Raw genomic sequence first — 19,152 nt, 5'->3', positions numbered from 1 at the left:
GTCGCTTCTGCGACGATCTCCCCGTGGACTACCCGAACGACCAGGCCCCCGGCGCCCCCGTCCGCTCCGGCATCCCGGAGCACGGCCGTATCCCCAAGTACTACGCGGTGAAGGCCCAAATCGCCGCGCTCGTCGACGAGTTGGGGGAGGGTGGCCCGATCCCCACCGAGCGCGACCTCTCCGAGCGCTACGAGGTCGCCCGCGAGACCGTGCGGCAGGCGCTGCGCGAACTCGTGCTGGAGGGCAGGCTGCGCCGGCAGGGCCGGGGCACGGTCGTCGCGGGGCCCAAACTGGAGCAGCCGCTGTCCCTGGCCAGCTACACCGAGGGCGTACGACGGCAGGGCCGCACCCCGGGCCGCAGCCTCGTCACCCTCGACCGCTTCCCCTGCCCCGACGCACTCGCCGCCGAGACCGGACTGACCCGCGGCGAACCCGTCTGGCACCTGGAGCGCGTCCTGCTCGCCGACGACGAGCGGGTCGGCCTCGAAAGCACCTACGTCTCCGTCGCCCGAGTCCCGCACCTGGACACCGACTTCGAGCCCGACTCCTCCTTCTACGGCTACCTGGTCGCCCGCGGCATCCACTTCGGCGACGCCGACGAACGCATCGAGACCGTGCTCGCCACCCCGCGCGAGGCCCTCCTCATCGGCACCCCGCCCGCCCTCCCGATGCTGCTGATCCACCGCGTCTCGCGGGACACCGAGGGCCGCCCACTGGAACGGGTGCGGGGCCTGTACCGAGGCGACCGCTTCTCGTTCACCAGTCACCTGACGCATCAGTAGGCACCTGGCGAACCCCCCTCCTTATAACAAATAAGTAACGGGTCTAGCCCAAAGGTGCGGCCGTCGGTCAGGCTCAGGTCGTGAGAGTGACAGTCGTCGGAGGCGGCGTGGTGGGCACCATGCACGCCTGGCAAGCAGTGGAACGCGGCCATGAGGTCGTACAGATCGAGCGCGAGGCGGAGGCTCGCGGCGCTTCGTTGCGCAACTTCGGGCAGATCTGGGTGAGCGGCCGCGCGGGCGGCGAGGAACTCGAAACCGCCCTGCGCGCAAGGGAGTTGTGGGAGGAGATCGGCGCCCGCGTCCCCGGGCTCGGCTTCCGGGCCAACGGTTCGCTGACCCCGGTCCGGGGCGAGCGCGAACTCGCCGTCGCCGAGGCCGCCGTAGCGCGGGAGGACTCCGCGGCACGCGGCTACAAACTCCTCACCCCCGCCGAGGCCCGCGCCGTCAACCCCGCCCTGCGCGGCGACTTCACCGCCGCCCTCTACTGCGAGCGCGACCCCGCCGTCGAACCCCGCACCGCCCAACTCGCCCTGCGCGCCGAACTGTCGAAGTGCCCGAACTACACCTTTCTGCCGGGCCGCGAGGTCCGCGAGGTCATCGGCGAGCACGCGGTACGCGACGACCACGGGGACGTGCACGCCTCCGACACGGTGATCCTGTGCACGGGCGCCTGGCTCGGCGGACTCGTCCGCGAACTCGCCGGACCCGAACTCCCCGTCCGCCGCGTCCGGTTGCAGATGATGCAGACCGACCCGCTCGGCGAACCGCTCACCACATCGGTCGCCGACGCGGACAGCTTCCGCTACTACCCGGCCTACCGCGGCCAGGCCCTGGACCGACTCGACGCCGAACAACCGCAGTTGCGGATCCCGGCCGCGCACGCCATGCAACTCCTCATGGTGCAGCGCGCCGACGGCGGACTGACCATCGGCGACACCCACGAGTACGAGCACCCCTTCGCCTTCGACACCACCGAGGATCCCTACGACCATCTCGCCGAGGTCGTCGAGTCGCTCCTCGGCCGTCCCCTCCCGAAGATCCGCCGCCGCTGGGCCGGCGTGTACGCGCAGTGCACCGACCCCGCCCGCGTCGTCCACCGCCAACAGGTGCGCGACGGCGTGTGGTTGGTCACCGGACCCGGCGGACGCGGCATGACCTGCTCCCCGGCGATCGCCGAAACCACCGCGAACGAACTGGACTGGTGACCCCCGTGACCCCCCTCATGCCCCCCACGCCACCCGACATCCGTCTCGTCGTCCTCGACATGGCCGGCACCACCGTCGCCGACGGTGGTCTCGTCGAGGAGGCGTTCGCCGCTGCCGCCCACCACCTGGGCGAAGAACCCGGCTCCGGACCCGACTCGATGCTCGACCACGTCCGCGCCACCATGGGCGAGTCCAAGATCTCCGTCTTCCGCCACCTGTTCGGCACGGAGACCAGGGCCCAGGACGCCAACAAGGCCTTCGAAGCGGCGTACGCCGAACTCGTCGACGGCGGCCGGGTCGCCGCCCTGCCCGGCGCCCGCGAGACGATCGAATCGCTCAAGTCCCAAGGCCGCACGGTGGTGTTGACGACCGGCTTCGCCCGCACCACGCAGGACGCGATCCTGACCGCGCTCGGCTGGCAGGGCCTCGCCGACCTCACGCTGTGCCCCGCCGACGCCGGCGGCCGGGGACGCCCGTACCCGGACATGGTGCTGACGGCCTTCCTGCGTACGGCGGTTGCCGACGACGTACGACAGCTGGCCGTCGTCGGCGACACCTCGTACGACATGCTCAGCGGGGTCCGCGCGGGCGCGGGCCTGGTCGCCGGTGTCCTGACCGGCGCCCACGACGCGGACGCGCTGCGGGCGGCCGGGGCGACCCAAGTCCTGGACGGCGTAGGACAGTTGCCCGGAGTGCTCGCATGACGAACGGCAACCGTGGCGCGAGGAGAGATCCCCCCGGCCGGATCGGATCAGGTCAGATCAGGTCGACCAGGTCCGCGATGGACTCCACGACCTTCGTGGGCCGGTACGGGTACCGCTCCAGATCGCCCCTGGTCGTCAGCCCGGTGAGGACGAGGAAGGTCTCCATCCCGGCCTCCAGCCCGGCCAGTACGTCCGTGTCCATCCGGTCGCCGATCATGGCGCTGCTCTCCGAGTGCGCGCCGATGGTGTTCAGCGCCGACCGCATCATCAGCGGGTTCGGCTTGCCGACGAAGTAGGGCTCCTTGCCGGTCGCCTTGGTGATCAGCGCGGCCACCGAACCGGTGGCCGGCAGGGCGCCCTCGGGGGAGGGCCCGGTGTTGTCGGGGTTGGTCGCGATGAACCGGGCCCCGTCGTTGATCAGCCGGATCGCCTTGGTCAGGGCCTCGAAGGAGTACGTACGGGTCTCGCCCAGGATCACGAAATCGGGGTCGGAGTCGGTCAGCACGTACCCCGCGTCGTGCAGCGCCGTCGTCAGCCCGGCCTCGCCGATCACATAGGCGGTGCCGCCAGGGTGCTGGTTGTCCAGGAAGGCCGCGGTGGCCAGCGCCGAGGTCCAGATGTTCTCCACCGGCACGTCGAGACCGATCCGGTTCAGCCGGGCGTGCAGGTCACGCGCGGTGTAGATCGAGTTGTTGGTGAGGACCAGGAACGGACGTCCCTTCTCCCGCAGCGTCTTGATGAACGCCTCCGCGCCGGGCACCGGGACGCCCTCGTGCATCAGCACCCCGTCCATGTCGGTGAGCCACGATTCGATGGGCTTTCGCTCTGTCATGGGTGGGCACTCCTGCGGTACGCGGGCATGTGAGGTGACCATGCTATGCACCTTCCGGCGCCGTCCCCCATACGGAGCAGCCGGGCGCGGCTGAGGATGCGGGCGTCCACGGTGAGGAGGAGTCTCCAGGTATCTGGAGGTTCACGATGGGTTCACTGAAAGTCACACTCTGTGCGTTTGCCGCGGTGGTCCTCGCGACGCTCACCCCGACGGCGTACGCGGCGGACGGAGGCGGTGTCTCGGTGACCCCCGCTTCCCCGGCCCCCGGCGGCGAGGTCGCGCTGAAGATCAGCGGCTGTGCCGGTACGACGGGCTCGGCGGCGTCGGACGCGTTCGTCGCCGACGCCAAGCTGGTCGGCGCGGCCGGCACCCTCGCCGGCGAGACCCGGGTCCGCAGCTCGCTGGCACCGGGCAGCTACGACGTGAAGATCACCTGCGGAAGCGTGACGGTGAAGGGCGCGATCAAGGTCGTAGCGAACGCTTCCCAGTCGTCCCAGCAGTCCCAGTCGCCCTCGGCACCCCCCTCGTCCCCCTCCACCCCCGCCTCACCCGTCGCCCCCGTCCACGCGGGCGGTGGCGGTACGGCGCACCTCGCGGCCGTGGACGCCCGTGCGGCCGGTCCCGGTACCGCGCACGCGGTGGTGGGTCTGCTGCTGGCCGGTGTCGCCGCGACGGCCGTGGCGCTGCGCAGCGCCCGCCGGAGCCGCAGGACGGGCTGACCGGCATGTTCGATCACGACCGGCCCGCCGAGCACGAGCGTTCCACCGGCACCGGACGGCTGCTGACCGGAGTGGCGTGGGCCGTGCTGCTGCTCGGGCTGTGGCTGTGGGGGCAGGACCTGACCGACATCCGGCAGGGCATGTCCGCGCCGACGACCGGCGACGTGGCGGCGGTCGGCCGCCCCCCGGAGGCCGAACTCCCGCCCGCGGCAAAGCCGTTGGGCAACGCCCTGCCCCAGCGCATCGACATTCCCCAACTCGCCGTACAGGCACCGGTGGTGGCCCGCGGCCTCGACACGCAGGGCGCGATCGACCCACCGCCGTTCGACCAGGCGGGCGTGGTCGGCTGGTACGGAAACGGAGTACGGCCCGGGGCCCCCGGAACCGCCCTGATGGTCGGCCACGTCGACACCGAGACCAGGCCCGCCGTCTTCTACAAGCTCAGCACCCTGCGCCCGGGCGGAACGATCCGGGTGATCCGCGACGACGGCAAGGTCGCCGAGTTCACCGTCGACGACGTACGCGTCCTGAACCGAAACCACTTCGACGCCCAACAGGCCTACGGCACCCGGGAGTCGGGCCGCGCCGAACTCCGCCTGATCACCTGCGGCGGCACCTTCGACCGCGCCAGCCGCAGCTACACGGCGAACGTGATCGTGTCCGCCTACCTCACCGGCACCGGACTGTGACAACCCGGCCCGGCCGACGACCTGCTCCCCCCTCGAAGCCGCCGACCGGGCTGGTCCTCAACCGCACGCGCACGGGCTGCGGGAGTAACCCGGCGAACGGCGCGGGAGGTCTGGAAAAACCAGTGGTGGAAGGTGCGGACTCGGGCCAGGGGCTAGGGCCGTTGGGAACGACTCTAGAACGAATGGGCGTCCGGGCCTAGAGGGCAAATGACGCCATGTCTCACAGTAGTTGCTCGCTGTCATATGCACTGGTCACAGTCGATCCACGAGTCCCCCCTCGATCACCGTCCGCGCGACCCGGTCCAACGGCAACCGGTGTCGTCGCGCGTGCCCGCGCAGCGCGATGAACGCCTCGTCGGTACCGACCTGCCAGCGCTCGGCGAGCATCCCCTTGGCCTGCTCGATCCGCACCCGGCTCGACAACGCCTCCTGCAACTGCCCCGCCAGGGAACGGGATTGGGCGTACGCGCGATGATTCTCCAGCCCCAGAGCAGCGGCGTCGGCGAGGGCCTGCGCCACCGCCACCTCCGAACGCCCCCTATCCGTAGCGGAGTTGGGCAGCGCCGACTCGAACACATTGAGCGCGCCGAGCAGCGTCTCGTGCCGCCGCACCGGCACCGCGAAGGTCGCCACGACACCGTGCCGCAGGGCCCGCTCGGTGAACTCCGGCCAGCGGGCGGCCACCTGGGCCGAGCTGATCGACACCGGCGGAACGGGCCGACCGGAGCCGTAACTCTCGAGGCAGGGCCCGGAGTTGTGCTGGGCCGCCAGCAGATCGAGAGCCACCTCCTCGCGACCGCCGCGCCTGCTCCCGGCCAGCGCCACCGCCTCACCACCGTCGATCAACACAACCCCGGCAGCCCAAGCGGACAGCAGCTCTACGCAATGATCGGCCAGCCGCCGCAGATACTCCTCGGTGTCGAAGTCCTCGATCAGAGTGTCGGCGGCCTCCACCAGCACCGCGGCGAGCCGACCCTCCCGGGTCGCGTGGTCCATGACGACCGCCTCCTCCTGCCCCGCGACCGAGCCCGCCGGACAGCCCTTAGGCCGCCCATCTACCCCGAGGGACGGAGGTGTAACAGCCGGACGACAACACCCCGGCGTTCTCGTGGGCGGCACGCCACGTATGTCACGATTGAGCCTTGGATCGGTACAGCCAAGGGGGAGTTGGATGTACGGCAGCCAGGGGACCCCGGTCTCCTTCGGCACACGGACGTCGGCGTTGGTTCTGGGGGCCGCGTTGCTGATCGCGGGGTGTTCCTCGGGGGACGGGGACAAGAAACCCGACGCGAACGCGAAGATCACCCAACAGCCCGAGGGAGCGGACCCGATCTGGGTCAACCCGGACACCAACGCGGCCCGCCAGGTGGCCACTTACGTCAAGGCGGGCAAGACGGCGGACGCCGAGCAGATCCGAAAGATCGCCGAGCAGCCGACCGGTGAGTGGATCGGCGCGGAGAACCCGAAGGCGGAGGCCCAGGGCTTCACCGAGGCCGCCGACCGAGCCGGCCGCACCGCGCTCCTGGTCCTCTACAACATCCCGCACCGCGACTGCGGCCAGTACTCCCAGGGCGGCGCGGGCGACGGCGACGCGTACCGCGAGTGGATCGACGCCGTGGCGCAGGGCATCGCAGACCGCTCCGCGACGGTGATCCTGGAACCGGACGCGCTCCTGCACCTGGTGGACGGCTGCACTCCGACCCAGTACCAGGCGGAGCGCTACGACCTACTCGCCTACGCGATCACCAAGCTCAAGTCCCTCACCCACACGAAGGTCTACCTGGACGCCGGAAACGCGGGTTGGGGCCACCCCGACGAGATCTACCAGCCCCTCGAACGAGCGGGCCTGGCGAAGGCCGACGGCTTCGCGGTGAACGTCTCCAACTTCTACTCCACCCAGGACTCCATCGCCTACGGCAAGCAACTCTCGGCCAAGACCGCCGACAAACACTTCGTCATCGACACCAGCCGCAACGGCAACGGACCGTATACGGATGGCGACACAGACGAGAACTGGTGCAACCCCCCGGGCAGGGCCCTGGGCGAAACCCCCACAACAAAGACGGCGGACCCGCTGGTGGACGCGTACTTGTGGATCAAACGCCCGGGAGAGTCGGACGGCGAGTGCAAGGGCGGCCCCAAGGCGGGCAATTGGTGGCCAACCTACGCCTTGAAACTGGCGCAAGCGTCAACCCCTTAGGGGCGCGGGGCTGTGTCGATTTGCGGCTCCGCCGCATGGGCGCGACCAGCCGCAACGCCCCTGTTTTTTAGGGGCGCGAGGAACTGCGCGACCAGCCCCCACGCACCCGCACCCAAAGAACGACCCCTACGGCACCTTCACCCACACCGCCTTACTAGGCGTCCCCTGATCGTCATCCACAAACAGCATGTACCACCCCGACTGCACCAGATTCCGATCCTTCGGCACAGTCACCGTGATCTTGCTCCCGGACGTCTTGAAGTCCAACGCGATGGACCGCTGATCAACATCCGTGACATGCGTGGACGCACTCGGCCGAATCAACCGCACCTTCTTGATCGAAGAAGCGTGCGCCGAGGTGAACGTCCCCGAAGCCCCCCGAGCAATGGACCCCGGCCCCTCAGAAAGATCCGGCCGGGAATCCCGGTAAAGATACGGCGGCGTGTAAATCTCGATCCGCTGCTCAAAAACCCCCGGCTTCGTGTCCGCCTTGTCCGCATACAGAGGATTGGACCCGAAGAACATCACCCGCCCGTCCGGCAAAAGAATCGACCCGGAGTGATAGTTCCGCCCGACCAGCGGATCGGCGACCTCCTCGAAACTGTTGGTGTCAGGGTGATACAACCGAGCCTGGAGAATATCGGACTCACTACGCCCCCGATAATCCTCGGACCCACCCGACACAAGCACCGTGTCATCAGGCAGGATCGAGGTCTGCGGATACCGAGTCCCCTTCTCCAACGAGGGCCCGTCCACAAACACAGGATTCGCGTCCTTCAGATCAACGAGCCGAGTCTTGTTGGTGGACAACTTCGACTCACCAACACCCCCACCCCCGATGACCATGTACTTCTCGTCCTGAGCCGGAGCCAACAGCACAGTCGCCGAGGTCTCCAACATGTTCGGATCACTGAGCCCCGGCACCTTGGTGAACGAGTTGGTGTCGACGTCCCAGATCCCGGGATCCCGCCCCACGTTGTCCGGCCCGTACCCCGCATTGGACCCCGAGTAGAACAGCTTCCCGTTCTCCATCAGGAACAGCGCCGGATACGTAGGGAACTGCCGCTTCGTCTTCGTGTACGTCCACTTCTTCGTCGCGGGATCGAAGATCTCGTTCTTCCCCGGCACCAACTGCCCAATGTCATCAAGCCCGGAAACACTGAGCACCTTGCCGTCCGACAGAGTCGTGAGCGTCGGATACCACCGAGCCTCGTTCATCGGATCGACCTTGATGTACTTCTCGGCGACCGGATCGAACTCGTACGCGTTCTTGATCCCCTCGAAGTCCCGCTTGTCCAGCCCGAACTTGTTCCCGATCCCGTACGTGTTGCGCTCGTCGGCCCCGGTCAATCCCTGGATCCGGTAGTTGTCCTGGGCGCCGGTCTCGTACTTGGTACCTTCCTTCGGCGCCTCGACGACGATCCGCGCGTAACCGGGATTGTTCCGCAGGAACCTGCCGGTCTTCTTGTCGAACACCTTCGTCGCGCGCGGAATCAGCACCGAGTCCGTGGACACGAACGACTTACCGTTCGCCTTACCCGTGAACTTCGTGCCCTTGGACAGCGTTATCGGCTTGTCGGGATTCTCGTTGTACAGAATCATGACCCCGCCGGCCTTCTTGACGTCACCCTTCAGCTTCTCGTACTTCTGGGTGCCGCCCGCGATGAGGATGTTCCCGTTGGCGAGTTGGGTGTGCCCCGTACAGAACAGGTCGGCGGGGGTCGGGACCTTCTTGATGGTCCCCTTCACGGGATCCCAGATCCGCGACTCGAACTTCTTCGCGTTGAAGTTGTCCTGGTTGTTCCCCGAGCCCGCGACCAGCAGCACCTTCCCGGTGTGCAGCAGCACCGCGTGAATGGTGTCCTGCCGGTACTCCTTGGGGAACTGGACGATGTCCCAGTGCCCGTTGTCGGCTTTGTACTCGGGCTTGTTGATGACGTACTGGTGGTATCTCTCGGTCCCGAATCTGTACAGCCAGGGCCCGTTCATCCCGGCCAGGGCGAGTACGACCACCGTGCTGATCGCGAGTCGACGGGCACGGCGCCGGCCGGCTTCCTTCATTCCTTACGACCCCCCAGCCCACCGAGCGCGATCTGCATGGTCTGCTCGCCACCACCGCTGCCCGTGCCCGACGCCACCCAACTGGGCTTCTGCTGCGGGGCATGCGCGACCGGCAACGCCTGCGGCGGCGGAACGGCGTCCTGGGGCTCGTCCGGGAGGACGGCGGACGACTGCTTCTTCTCCTGCCGCACCATGTACCGCCACGCCAGGATCGGCGACGCGGTGATCAGCAGCGCGAACGCGGTCCACGTGATCATCGCCGGGTGGGAGTGCCCGTTCTCGACCCCTGCCATCAGCGAGCCGCCGAAGATCAGGATGAAGAACCAGTGCACCCGGAACGTCCCGAACAGCGTGTCGGGGCTGGCCGAATCACCCTTCGGCGTGACCACGAACTTGCTCTTGCGGCGCAGTACGGCGTCCAGCAGCGAGCGGGCGTAGATCGGCGCCGACAGCGCGGACATCACCATGCCGGCGACACCCCCCGACCCCTCCGGCTCGTGCGGGGAGACGTTGTGCCGCCGATTCCATATGTAGAGGCCGATCTGCAGCGCGGACGCGTTGCCATAGAGCATCAGCCACACCGTCGGGTCGATGTTCACACCCGAGGCGCCCAGACCCAGGAACAGGGAGCAACTCAGCGCCGCCAGTATCCAGTTGAGGGCCGACATCGGGTAGAAGATGATCATCATGGTGTAGTTGAAGAGCTTGCCCGGAGGCATCGAGAAGAAGCCCTTCCAGTACTGCTTGAGGATCGTCTCGTACGTCCCCCGGGACCACCGGAGTTGCTGCGTGAAGAAGTCCGTCCAGGCGCTGGGCCCTTCGCCGACCGCGAGCACGTCCGGCGTGTAGACCGACTTCCACTTCTTCCCGGTCGCCGGATTCTTGGCCCGGTGCATCTCGAAGCCCGTGGCCATGTCCTCGGTGATCGAGTCGTACAGGCCGCCGATCTGCTGAAGTGCCTTGATCCGTACGGCGTTTGACGTGCCGACGAACATCGGCGAGCCGTAGCGGTTGCCGGCCCGCTGGATCAGGGCGTGGAAGAGGAACTGCTGCGACTCGGCCGCCTTGGTGACCGGGCCCTCGTAATTGCCGTACACCTGGGGGCCGATGACGAATCCGACGTCCGGGTCGCGGAAGAAACCGAGCATCCGCTCCAGGTAGTTGGGCAGCGGCACGTGGTCGGTGTCGACGGAGGCGAAGTAGTCGTACTCGTCGCCGTGTGCCTCCAACCAGGCGTTGTAGTTGCCGTGCTTGGTCTTCGCGCGGTGGGCGCCCTTGGGGCGGTTCCACTTCTCGACTCCCTTGCGGGTGAAGTGGTGTACGCCGAGCCGCCCGCAGACGGCCTTGACCTCGGGATCGTCGCCCTCGTCCAGCAGCCACACGTGCAACAGGCCCCAGTGGCGCAGCCGTACGGCCGCCTCCAGGGTCTTGGTGACCATCTCCAGGGGTTCCTTGCCGGGCACGAACGTCGTGATGAACGCGACGCGTGTGCCCATCTCGGGCACCACCGGGACCGGGTCGCGGGCGACCAGCGTGGCGTGCGCGTTGGACAGCACGTTCATGCAGCGGAAGAACTCGATCAGACCGATCGCGACCAGCATCACGATGTCCAGCGCGGGCAGGAAGTCGTAGGCGGGATAGTCGCGTTGGGTCCAGTGCTCGGGCTGCATCAGCCAGCCCAGCAGGATCAGGGACAGCAGCGGCGCCGCGCTCAGCATGAGGGCGGCGCGCAGGCGGTGCGTCTCCTGCGACAGCAGCGACCGGTACTGGACCTTGTACGGCTTGCCCGGTTCGGGCTGCGTGAGGGGTCCCGCCAGGCGGCTGTAGTGCTCGTAGTCGTATCTCGGAAGTGTGTTCTTGATCCGGCGGAAGCTGCCGGTCCGGTGGCCCGGGACTCTGAGTTCGGTGGTTCGGGACGGGTCGAAGCCCTGTCGGGCGCCCGTCGGCGTCGACGTCATGAGTCATCCCCCCACACGCAGAAGCGCGCGTGTCTGTTTGTCTCGGCCGTCCGCCGGGCGTCCCCCTCGACCCTCGACGGGCGTGTCAGTGGTGGCCACAGTCACCACACAGTCCACTCACAGAGATGTGCGACCGCGACCGTCCGGTTGCGAGATGCCCCCTCCGACATCTGTTCCCGAGCGGGGCCCCTCCTCCCCGCGAAACCGTGCAACCGGTTCCTTACCCCCTCAACTGCCGTGTACCGGCAGTATCTTCAAAACCAGGGTTCTACGGTGCTCAGCTTGATCGCAAGACACGAAACGCGGTGTTTACCGGTCATACGCGTTCATTGGGGCGGGTGTGGGGATCATGTGGAGCCGTTGTGGACAGTCTTGTGCGCACGTTGTCGAAGTGTTCTCTTATGGCCCGCTCGGCGCGTTTCGCGTCCCCGGACCGGACCGCGTCGAGGATCTCCCGGTGCTGGCGGCAGGTGACCTCGGGGTCCTGCGGGCCGGTCGCGAGATCGGTGTGGACACGGTGGAAGGCGTCCCAGAACGCGTCCAGGACCTCGCTCAGCAGCGCGTTGTCCAGACCCCGGTACAGGGTGGCGTGAAAGGCGCGGTCGGTGGCCGCGAGCCCGACCCCCTCGGCGGCCTCCCGCTCCATCTGCCGTACCAGCGCGTCCAGTTCGACGAGATCCCGCTCCGGCAACCGCCCCGCGAGCCGGGCCACGAGCCCCGATTCCACCGCCTCCCGCAGTTCGAGCAGTTGCAGCAGACTGTCCTCGCCGCGGTAGTGCCCGACGACGGTACGGAAGGCGAGCCCCTCGACCATCGGCGCGAGCGACATCGGGCCGACGTACGTCCCGAACCCGTGCCGGATCTCGACGATCCCCATCGCCTGCAGCGCCTTGAGCGCCTCGCGCACCGAGTTCCGGCTCGCACCGAGAAACACCATCAGCTCGGGCTCGGTCGGCAGCGGGGCCCCGGAGGACAGCCGACGGTCGAGGATGAGCTTCTTGATCCGCTCCTGCAGGTCACGGGCTGTCATGGCCAGAGGGTATCCGGCCAAACGGGGGGCGAGCTGTGTTCCGCCCACACGGATGTTCCGCCCATGCGGGTCTTCCGCCCACGCAAAAGGCCCCCCGCAGTGCGGAGGGCCTCGCTGTCTGTGCGCCGCCAGGGACTCGAACCCCGGACCCGCTGATTAAGAGTCAGCTGCTCTAACCAACTGAGCTAGCGGCGCGCGTGTTGACCTGCACAACTCTACCGGATGTCCGGGGGTGCTCCCGACCACCCCCGGACAGGCCCGGGCGGGGCCTCTGTACATCATTCGGACCGTCAACATGCGAGTCCGGAAGACAGTTGAGAAGCTGGCGGATGTGCACGAGCGCGGATATTTCCACCTGGAGTGTGAGGGGCGTCGCATGGAGACTCCGGTATTCGAGGAATTCGATCCCGCGAGCGATTGCGATTGCCCCGGATGTGCTGACCGCCGGCACCGCCGGCCGCATTCCCCGACCGGCCGGATCGGCGGCCACCCCGCCGCTCAGCGGGTCCTCTTCGTGGCCGCCGCCGCGTCCGCCGCCCTCGCCGCGGGGCACGCCGTACCGGCCGCGGCTGCTCCCCACGCACCGGCTCGCCCCGGTGTCCCCGCAGGTGACACGGGTGACGAGCCCGCCACCCCGCAGGGCAGCAAGGCCCCGCTGCACGGCCCGAGCGGCAAACCGGCGAAGCCGGCCGGTGCGGTCAAGGCGCCCACGACCACCCGCGCGGAGATCATCAACCGGGCCAAGATCTGGATCGCCGCGCAGGTGCCGTACAGCATGAACGCGTACTGGTCGGACGGTTACCGGCAGGACTGCTCGGGGTTCGTCTCGATGGCCTGGGGACTGCCGGGGAACGAATGGACCGGGAGCCTCGACCAGTACGGGGTGCGTATTTCCAAGGACGACTTGGAACCCGGCGACATTCTCCTGTTCCACAATCTCGCGAACCCCGAGAAAGGTTCGCACGTCGTCATTTTCGGCGGCTGGACCGACTACACGCACACCTACTACATCGCCCTGGAGGAGACCCCCTCGCACGCCCGCCGCCAGTCCACGCCGTACGCGTACTGGAGCCACTCGGACAGTTATGTGCCGTACCGCTACAAGGGCGTGACGGGCGGTACGGAAGGGGTGACACCCGTGACCCCGGTGACCCCGGCGGGCGCGGGCAAGACGAACACGCCGTATCCGGGGGCGGCGGCTTTCGGCCCCGGCGCCAACAACAAGTACGTCACCCAGCTCGGCACGATGCTCGTTGCCCGGGGCGCCGGCGCGTACTACACCTCGGGTCCGGGCCCGCGCTGGTCGGACGCGGACCGGCGGGCCACCCAGGCCTTCCAGCTCGCGCAGGGCTGGACCGGCGCGGACGCGGACGGTCTGCCCGGCCCGCAGACCTGGCAACTCCTCGTCACCGGCAAGGGCAAGAACGTCGGCGGCGCGGCGGCCGTGGGAGCGGCGGGCCCACCCGCGTCGGTCCCCTCCTCGCACGGCGTCCCCGGCTATCCGGGCAAGGCCGTGTTCCGCCCCGGCGCGACCAACAAGTACGTCACCGAGCTCGGAAAACAGCTGGTCAAGAAGGGCTTCGGCAAGTACTACACGACCGGCCCGGGCCCGCGCTGGGGCGAGCCGGACCGCCGCAACGTCGAGGCCTTCCAACGCGCCCAGGGCTGGCGCGGCGGCGCGGCGGACGGCTACCCGGGCCCGGAGACCTGGCGCCGCCTCTTCTCGTAATCACGCACATCCCCACCCGTTGTGACGCATCTGGCGCGGAGGCTGGAGGCACCTATGAGTACGACGACCACATCACAGACGCCCGAGAACGAAGAGCCCGTGGGGCCGCCGGAGGGACAGACCCGTCCCGCACGGCTCATCCAGAACGAGGCGACCACCGAGATCCCCGTCCACCTGCTGTTCCGCGACGACCCCGACCCGGTCTCGGTCCCGCTCAGGCCCGCCGTCGTGGCGCGCCGGCAGGGCACCGGCGAGCAGCCCCGCTTCCGCCGCCCGGTCCCGGCCAGGCCGCGCCCGGCCCCGGAGGTCGACCCCGACCTGGTGGAACGCCCGGCCCGGGTGCTCCCCGGCTCGGCGGGCGTGCTCGCCGGTACCTGCGGACTGGCCGGCTGCCTCGCCACCTCGTGGTGGGCGGGCGTCCTGCCCCCGCTCGCGACCGAGGCGCTACGGCTGCCGTTCTACGCCGGTGCCGGCCTCGGTCCCGCACAGTGGGCCGCGTACGCCGGGGCCGGCGCGCTGGGTCTGTTCGGCTTCGGGGGGCTGGCCCGGGGCCGTACCGGACGGGCCTGGGTGCTCGGCCTGTTCGGGCGGTACCGGGGGACGGTGCGGCGCACCGGGCTGATGTGGGTCAACCCGCTGCTGCTGCGCCGCCGGGTCGACGTACGGCTGCGGCACTGGCGCGGTGAGCCGATGCCGGGGGCCGACGCGAACGGGGTCGCGCTGCGGGTCGTCGTGCTCGTGGTGTGGCGGGTGCGGGACACCGCGCGGGCCACCCTCGGGGTCGAGGACCACGAGACGTATCTGCGCGAGTGCGTGGAGGCGGCGCTGGCCCGGGTGCCGGTGGAGGTGCCGGGCGGCGGCGCGAAGGGCGCGGCCGACCTGGCCGCCGACGCGCTGACCCGGCTGGTCGCGGCGGACTCGGCGCCGGTCGGCATCGAGGTGTTCTCGGTACGGCCGGTGCGGGTGGAGTACGCCCCGGAGGTGGCCGCGGCGATGACCCGGCGCCGTATCGCCACGCTGGACGCGCAGCAGCGGGCGACGATGCTCACGTCGGTGGTCGACTCCGTGGAGGACACGGTGACGCGGCTGACCATGCGGGGTCTGGTGGAGCTGGACGACTACGAACGCAAGGCGCTGGTGAAGGACTTGACGGTCGCGTTCTGCTCGGGACGGGGGGAAGGCGCGCCGTGAGACGGGGAGAAGCCGCGCCGTGAGCGGTATGGACAGGGTCAAGTAAGGGCAATAATCTGAGACTTGGTCTAGACCTGCACGGCTCACGGAACTCCCCACACGTTCTCCAGGAGCGGCAGCATGCGCAAAAAGACCAAGTGGTACGCGGGCGTGCTCGGACTCACCACGGCCGGGGCCATCGTGCTCTCGTCCGGGGCCGCGAGCAGCCACGGCTACACCGACCTCCCCATCAGCAGGCAGAAGCTCTGTGCCAACGGCACGGTGACCAACTGCGGTGACATCCAGTACGAGCCGCAGAGCGTCGAAGGCCCCAAGGGCTTCCCGGCGGCCGGCCCCGCCGACGGCCAGATCTGCAACGGCGGAATCAGCCGCTTCAGCCAACTCAGCGCACCGAAGGCCCCGTCGGGCGCCGCCTGGCCGACGACAAAGGTGACGGGTGGTCAGTCGTACACGTTCCGCTGGCAGTTCACGGCGATCCACGCGACGACGGACTTCAAGTACTACGTCACCAAGGCGGGTTGGAACCAGAACCACAACCTGGCCCGCTCGGACCTCAACACCACCCCGTTCCTCACCGTCCCCTACAACGGCCAGCGCCCCTCGTCGTCCACCATCTCCCACACCGGCACGCTCCCGTCCGGCCTCTCCGGTCACCACGTGATCGTCGCGGTGTGGACGATCGCGGACACGACCAACGCGTTCTACTCCTGCGATGACGTCACGTTCTGACGTCGAGGTCGTGAGCGTGAGGTTCTGAGCATTGCTTGAGACAGTTCGGCATCCCCCGGGGGTAGGTTCCCTCCACCAAGCGGTACTTGACCTCGGGGGACACCATGGAAGCGCTGTTCTACATCGCGCCACTGCTCATGATCGCCATCGTGGCGCTCGGCGCGACCGCCGTGATCCGCCGCTCGCGCCAGGTCAACAGCGCCTGGAGCAGCGGGCTCACGGCCGAGGCCCGCTGTCTGCGGACGTACACGACGACCAGCGGCGGCGCCGGGGACACCATGGTGTCGACGACGCTGCACCACGTCTTCGAGTTCACGACGCGCGAGGGCCGGACGGTCAGGTTCGAGGAGCGGAACGGGCCGGGCACGACCCTGGAGGGCGACATCGTCACCGTGTACTACGCGGCCGATCACCCCGAGCGGGCCACCGCCCACGCCCCGTCCCGAGGGAAGCTCGCGGCAGGCGCGGGCTGCATGCTGGTGTTCTTCGGCGTGATCGTCGCCTTCTGCGTCTTCTTCATGCTCGTGGCCCACAAGATGTTCGACTTCATGGGCTCGTAGTCTCCATATCTGACGGTACGTCAACTACCCTGCGCCCCCATGGAGTCCAGGAGGCGTACCGTCGCGGAACTCGTACAGGCGCGGTGGGGCGACCACCGCCCGGGTCTGTGGTGCGGGCAACAGGTGCTCACCCACCACGAGATGGCGGCCGGCGCCGCGGCCAGAGCGGCACTCCTCGCGGACCTGCTGCCGCCAGGTGCCGAGCCCCATGTCGGCGTACTGCTCGACAACACCCCTGAATATCCCCTGTGGTTGAGCGCAGCGGCCCTCGCGGGCGCGGCCGTCGCCGGAATCAACCCCACCCGCCGCGGCCCCGAACTGGCCCGCGACATCCTGCACACCGAATGCCGGGTCCTCGTCACCGAGCGCACCCACCTCCCGCTCCTCGACGACCTCCAACTCCCTGGCATACGCCTCCTGGTGACGGACACTCAGCCCTACGTCGACCTGCTCGCCCCGTACGCGGACGCGCACCCTTCCGCCTTCTCCGGCGCCACCCCCGACGACCGCGTCCTGCTCTACTTCACCTCCGGTTCCACCGGCGCCCCGAAGGCCGCGATCTGCACCCAGGGCCGACTGGCGGCAGCGGGGCGCTCGTTGGCCGACAGCTTCGGAATCCTTCGCGACGACGTGCACTACATCTGCATGCCGATGTTCCACGGCAACGCGGTGATCGCCGACTGGGCACCGGCGCTGGTGGCCGGCGCGGGGGTGGCGCTGCGCCGCCGCTTCTCGGCGTCACGGTTCCTGGAGGACGTACGGACGTACGGGGCCACGTACTTCACCTATGTCGGCCGCGCCGTGCAGTACGTGCTGGCCACCGAGGAACGCCCCGACGACCGGGACAACCCGCTGCGCATGGGCTTCGGCACGGAGGCGGGGGCGGTGGACGCGGCGGCGTTCGAGCGGCGGTTCGGGGTGCGGCTGGTGGAGGGGTACGGGTCCTCGGAGGGCGGGGCGGCGGTGCAGTGGTCGCCGGGGACACCGCCCGGAGCGGTCGGGCGGGCGGCGCCCGGGCTCGCCGTACTCGATCCCGAGACGCGTGCGGAGTGCCCGCCGGCGGCCTTCGACTCGGCCGGTCGGCTGCTCAACGGGGAAGAGGCGATAGGGGAGTTGGTGAACCGCGGCGCCAACCCCTTCGAGGGCTACTGGCGCAACCCCGAGGCGGATGCGGAACGGCGCCGCGAGGGCTGGTACTGGACCGGTGACCTCTTCTACCGCGACCCCGACGACTACCTCTACTTCGCCGGCCGCACCGACGACCGCCTCCGCGTCGACAGCGAGAACCTCGCCGCCGCGATGATCGAGAACATCCTCGCCCGCTACGAGGGCGCCGACGCGGTGGCGGTCTACGCGGTACCGGATCCGGTCACCGGCGATCAGGTCATGGCGACCCTCGCCGGCCACTTCGACCCCCTCGACTTCGCGGAGTTCCTGCTGGCCCAGCCCGATCTGGGCACGAAGATGGCGCCCCGGTTCGTGCGGGTGGTGGAGCGGATGCCGGTGACGGCGACGAACAAGATCCATCGGGCGGGGCTCAGGAAGGAGGGGGTCGTATGTCCGGATCCGGTGTGGTGGCGGCCGCCGGGGGAGGCGGCCTATCGGCGACTGACTCCGGAGGAAGCCGAAGGGCCCGTCGTCGGTGACCGGGGTCGGTCCGGTTGATCTACGCGTTCCTTGATCTGTCCGATGACCGTCGCTCAACGACCAAGGGCACCCTCCCGAAGAAGGATGCCCTTGGTCACCAACAGTGCGCCGCCAGGGACTCGAACCCCGGACCCGCTGATTAAGAGTCAGCTGCTCTAACCAACTGAGCTAGCGGCGCGTGACTCACGCCTTCCGCTGGATCTGAGTCTCGCGGAGGGCGACAAGAAAAATACTACCTGGTCCGGATGGGTGCTCCGGACCAGGGTCGCGGCAGCCCTCAGATCGCGAGCGACAGCAGCACCGGGCCCGCCTCGCGGTTCAGTGTGTCCGCCGCCTGGCGCAGGCGGTGGGCGTGCTCGACCGGGAGGGAGAGGGCCAGGCAGCCCACCGAGGCGCCGGCGGTGATCGGGACGGCCGCGCAGACCGTGCCCACCGCGTACTCCTGGAGGTCGAGGTGCGGGACGGTCGGCGGCTGGGTCTCCAGGCGGGAGAGCAGCAGCCGGTCGCTGGTGATCGTGCGCGAGGTGAGGCGGGCCATCTTGTGCCGGGAGAGATGGTCGCGCCGGCCGTTGTGGTCGAGCTGGCCCAGCAGGCTCTTGCCGAGCGCGGTCGCGTGCGCGGAGACGCGGAAGTCGACCCACTCGTTGACCGCCGGGGTGGTCGGCCCGGCCGCGTACTGGGTGATCGTGACCTCGCCGTCGACGTACCGGCTGACGTAGACCGCCGCGCCCAGGGAGTCGCGCAGCCGGTCCAGGGTCCGCTGGATCTGCTCGCGCACCGCCTGCTCCCGGCCGGCCGCGGAGCCGAGCCGGCTCAGCGCCTCGCCGGTGACGTACGCGCCGTCGGTGAGCTGCTCGACGTAGCCCTCGCGGCGCAGGGTCCGCAGCAGTATCGTCAGGCGCTCGGTGCCGAGGCCGGTGCGGCGGGCGAGTTCGGTGTCCGTGACGCCGGTGGAGTGTCCGGCGACTGTCTCCAGGATGCGCAGTGCGTCCTGTACCGAGTGGTAGGGAGCGGTCGGCTCGTGCATCAGCGCCACGGTGTTTCTCCCTGCGCTCGCTTTTTGGGCCGTGATACCGGACAGCGAATCCCCTCCACGATAGCTGTCAAACGGCCGAT

17 protein-coding genes and 2 tRNA genes are annotated in these 19,152 nt (G+C 69.0%); 11 read left to right on the top strand and 8 right to left on the bottom strand.

The window, feature by feature from the left end; genetic code table 11:
• Window positions 1-23: 23 nt before the first annotated feature.
• The 3 genes from OG588_RS18340 (at window position 24) to OG588_RS18330 (ending at window position 2,691) form a co-directional block, all read left to right on the top strand.
• Window positions 24-782, top strand: a complete 759-nt coding sequence (locus OG588_RS18340; RefSeq protein WP_405948235.1) for a GntR family transcriptional regulator — start codon at window positions 24-26, stop codon at window positions 780-782.
• A gap of 80 nt (window positions 783-862) precedes the next feature.
• On the top strand, window positions 863-1,987 hold the full coding sequence (locus tag OG588_RS18335) for a TIGR03364 family FAD-dependent oxidoreductase (protein WP_405948234.1): 1,125 nt from the start codon (window positions 863-865) through the stop codon (window positions 1,985-1,987).
• Between the two features lie 17 nt (window positions 1,988-2,004).
• Window positions 2,005-2,691: a phosphonatase-like hydrolase gene (locus OG588_RS18330; protein ID WP_405948233.1), complete on the top strand. Its 687-nt coding sequence runs from the start codon at window positions 2,005-2,007 to the stop codon at window positions 2,689-2,691.
• A 52-nt stretch (window positions 2,692-2,743) separates the two neighbouring features.
• Here OG588_RS18330 and OG588_RS18325 read toward each other — a convergent pair whose 3' ends face one another.
• The gene (locus tag OG588_RS18325) at window positions 2,744-3,523 is read right to left on the bottom strand and encodes an HAD-IIA family hydrolase (RefSeq protein ID WP_019056659.1); all 780 of its coding nucleotides are present in this window, start codon (window positions 3,521-3,523) and stop codon (window positions 2,744-2,746) included.
• A 146-nt stretch (window positions 3,524-3,669) separates the two neighbouring features.
• Here OG588_RS18325 and OG588_RS18320 point away from each other — a divergent pair, with 146 nt between their 5' ends.
• Both OG588_RS18320 and OG588_RS18315 read left to right on the top strand, forming a co-directional pair.
• Entirely contained in the window at window positions 3,670-4,242 is a 573-nt protein-coding gene (locus OG588_RS18320) for a hypothetical protein (RefSeq protein ID WP_405948232.1), read from the top strand.
• Between the two features lie 5 nt (window positions 4,243-4,247).
• The gene (locus OG588_RS18315) at window positions 4,248-4,931 is read left to right on the top strand and encodes a class F sortase (RefSeq protein ID WP_405948231.1); all 684 of its coding nucleotides are present in this window, start codon (window positions 4,248-4,250) and stop codon (window positions 4,929-4,931) included.
• 252 nt (window positions 4,932-5,183) lie between these two features.
• Here OG588_RS18315 and OG588_RS18310 read toward each other — a convergent pair whose 3' ends face one another.
• On the bottom strand, window positions 5,184-5,927 hold the full coding sequence (locus OG588_RS18310; protein WP_405948230.1) for an ANTAR domain-containing protein: 744 nt from the start codon (window positions 5,925-5,927) through the stop codon (window positions 5,184-5,186).
• A gap of 175 nt (window positions 5,928-6,102) precedes the next feature.
• On the opposite strand from OG588_RS18310, the gene OG588_RS18305 reads away from it, so the two are divergent.
• Window positions 6,103-7,131, top strand: coding sequence for a glycoside hydrolase family 6 protein (locus OG588_RS18305; protein ID WP_405948229.1), 1,029 nt, complete (start codon window positions 6,103-6,105; stop codon window positions 7,129-7,131).
• 126 nt (window positions 7,132-7,257) lie between these two features.
• Here the strand turns inward: OG588_RS18305 and OG588_RS18300 are convergent, their stop codons facing one another.
• The 4 genes from OG588_RS18300 to OG588_RS18285 form a co-directional block, all read right to left on the bottom strand.
• Entirely contained in the window at window positions 7,258-9,192 is a 1,935-nt protein-coding gene (locus tag OG588_RS18300; protein WP_405948228.1) for a galactose oxidase-like domain-containing protein, read from the bottom strand.
• Window positions 9,189-11,150 (bottom strand): glycosyltransferase family 2 protein, encoded by a 1,962-nt coding sequence (locus OG588_RS18295; RefSeq protein WP_405948227.1) that lies wholly within the window; start codon window positions 11,148-11,150, stop codon window positions 9,189-9,191. Before OG588_RS18295 ends, OG588_RS18300 begins: the two co-directional genes overlap by 4 nt.
• Before the next feature lie 316 nt (window positions 11,151-11,466).
• Window positions 11,467-12,180 (bottom strand): FadR/GntR family transcriptional regulator, encoded by a 714-nt coding sequence (locus tag OG588_RS18290; protein WP_398850614.1) that lies wholly within the window; start codon window positions 12,178-12,180, stop codon window positions 11,467-11,469.
• 121 nt (window positions 12,181-12,301) lie between these two features.
• Window positions 12,302-12,375: transfer RNA gene (locus tag OG588_RS18285), tRNA-Lys, on the bottom strand.
• 181 nt (window positions 12,376-12,556) lie between these two features.
• Between OG588_RS18285 and OG588_RS18280 the strand changes: the two genes are divergently transcribed.
• The 5 genes from OG588_RS18280 to OG588_RS18260 all read left to right on the top strand — a co-directional run bounded on the left by OG588_RS18280 (window position 12,557) and on the right by OG588_RS18260 (window position 18,054).
• Window positions 12,557-13,909, top strand: a complete 1,353-nt coding sequence (locus OG588_RS18280) for a peptidoglycan-binding protein (RefSeq protein WP_405948226.1) — start codon at window positions 12,557-12,559, stop codon at window positions 13,907-13,909.
• Between the two features lie 54 nt (window positions 13,910-13,963).
• Window positions 13,964-15,100 (top strand): SPFH domain-containing protein, encoded by a 1,137-nt coding sequence (locus OG588_RS18275; protein ID WP_405948225.1) that lies wholly within the window; start codon window positions 13,964-13,966, stop codon window positions 15,098-15,100.
• 120 nt (window positions 15,101-15,220) lie between these two features.
• On the top strand, window positions 15,221-15,829 hold the full coding sequence (locus OG588_RS18270; RefSeq protein ID WP_405948224.1) for a lytic polysaccharide monooxygenase: 609 nt from the start codon (window positions 15,221-15,223) through the stop codon (window positions 15,827-15,829).
• Between the two features lie 104 nt (window positions 15,830-15,933).
• Window positions 15,934-16,389 carry a DUF3592 domain-containing protein gene (locus tag OG588_RS18265; protein WP_405953153.1) on the top strand — a complete coding sequence of 152 codons (456 nt, stop codon included), beginning with the start codon at window positions 15,934-15,936 and terminating at the stop codon, window positions 16,387-16,389.
• A 39-nt stretch (window positions 16,390-16,428) separates the two neighbouring features.
• Entirely contained in the window at window positions 16,429-18,054 is a 1,626-nt protein-coding gene (locus OG588_RS18260) for a long-chain-fatty-acid--CoA ligase (RefSeq protein ID WP_405948223.1), read from the top strand.
• An 86-nt stretch (window positions 18,055-18,140) separates the two neighbouring features.
• Here OG588_RS18260 and OG588_RS18255 read toward each other — a convergent pair.
• Both OG588_RS18255 and OG588_RS18250 read right to left on the bottom strand, forming a co-directional pair.
• Window positions 18,141-18,214: transfer RNA gene (locus tag OG588_RS18255), tRNA-Lys, on the bottom strand.
• Between the two features lie 99 nt (window positions 18,215-18,313).
• Entirely contained in the window at window positions 18,314-19,072 is a 759-nt protein-coding gene (locus tag OG588_RS18250; protein WP_405948222.1) for an IclR family transcriptional regulator, read from the bottom strand.
• Window positions 19,073-19,152 lie beyond the last annotated feature (80 nt).

This window comes from Streptomyces prunicolor (assembly GCF_045162825.1).
Classification (GTDB): domain Bacteria; phylum Actinomycetota; class Actinomycetes; order Streptomycetales; family Streptomycetaceae; genus Streptomyces; species Streptomyces prunicolor.
This window is presented reverse-complemented; position numbering and strand designations above follow the sequence as displayed.

What these genes read in the sequence shown, in the direction of transcription:
- OG588_RS18305 (WP_405948229.1), top strand. Translation starts at nt 6,103, where the DNA reads ATGTACGGCAGCCAGGGGACCCCGGTCTCCTTCGGCACACGGACGTCG.
- OG588_RS18315 (WP_405948231.1), top strand. Translation starts at nt 4,248, where the DNA reads ATGTTCGATCACGACCGGCCCGCCGAGCACGAGCGTTCCACCGGCACC.
- OG588_RS18265 (WP_405953153.1), top strand. Translation starts at nt 15,934, where the DNA reads ATGGAAGCGCTGTTCTACATCGCGCCACTGCTCATGATCGCCATCGTG.
- OG588_RS18330 (WP_405948233.1), top strand. Translation starts at nt 2,005, where the DNA reads ATGCCCCCCACGCCACCCGACATCCGTCTCGTCGTCCTCGACATGGCC.
- OG588_RS18280 (WP_405948226.1), top strand. Translation starts at nt 12,557, where the DNA reads ATGGAGACTCCGGTATTCGAGGAATTCGATCCCGCGAGCGATTGCGAT.
- OG588_RS18320 (WP_405948232.1), top strand. Translation starts at nt 3,670, where the DNA reads ATGGGTTCACTGAAAGTCACACTCTGTGCGTTTGCCGCGGTGGTCCTC.
- OG588_RS18270 (WP_405948224.1), top strand. Translation starts at nt 15,221, where the DNA reads ATGCGCAAAAAGACCAAGTGGTACGCGGGCGTGCTCGGACTCACCACG.
- OG588_RS18325 (WP_019056659.1), bottom strand. Translation starts at nt 3,523, where the DNA reads ATGACAGAGCGAAAGCCCATCGAATCGTGGCTCACCGACATGGACGGG.
- OG588_RS18300 (WP_405948228.1), bottom strand. Translation starts at nt 9,192, where the DNA reads ATGAAGGAAGCCGGCCGGCGCCGTGCCCGTCGACTCGCGATCAGCACG.
- OG588_RS18310 (WP_405948230.1), bottom strand. Translation starts at nt 5,927, where the DNA reads ATGGACCACGCGACCCGGGAGGGTCGGCTCGCCGCGGTGCTGGTGGAG.
- OG588_RS18260 (WP_405948223.1), top strand. Translation starts at nt 16,429, where the DNA reads ATGGAGTCCAGGAGGCGTACCGTCGCGGAACTCGTACAGGCGCGGTGG.
- OG588_RS18295 (WP_405948227.1), bottom strand. Translation starts at nt 11,150, where the DNA reads ATGACGTCGACGCCGACGGGCGCCCGACAGGGCTTCGACCCGTCCCGA.
- OG588_RS18275 (WP_405948225.1), top strand. Translation starts at nt 13,964, where the DNA reads ATGAGTACGACGACCACATCACAGACGCCCGAGAACGAAGAGCCCGTG.
- OG588_RS18290 (WP_398850614.1), bottom strand. Translation starts at nt 12,180, where the DNA reads ATGACAGCCCGTGACCTGCAGGAGCGGATCAAGAAGCTCATCCTCGAC.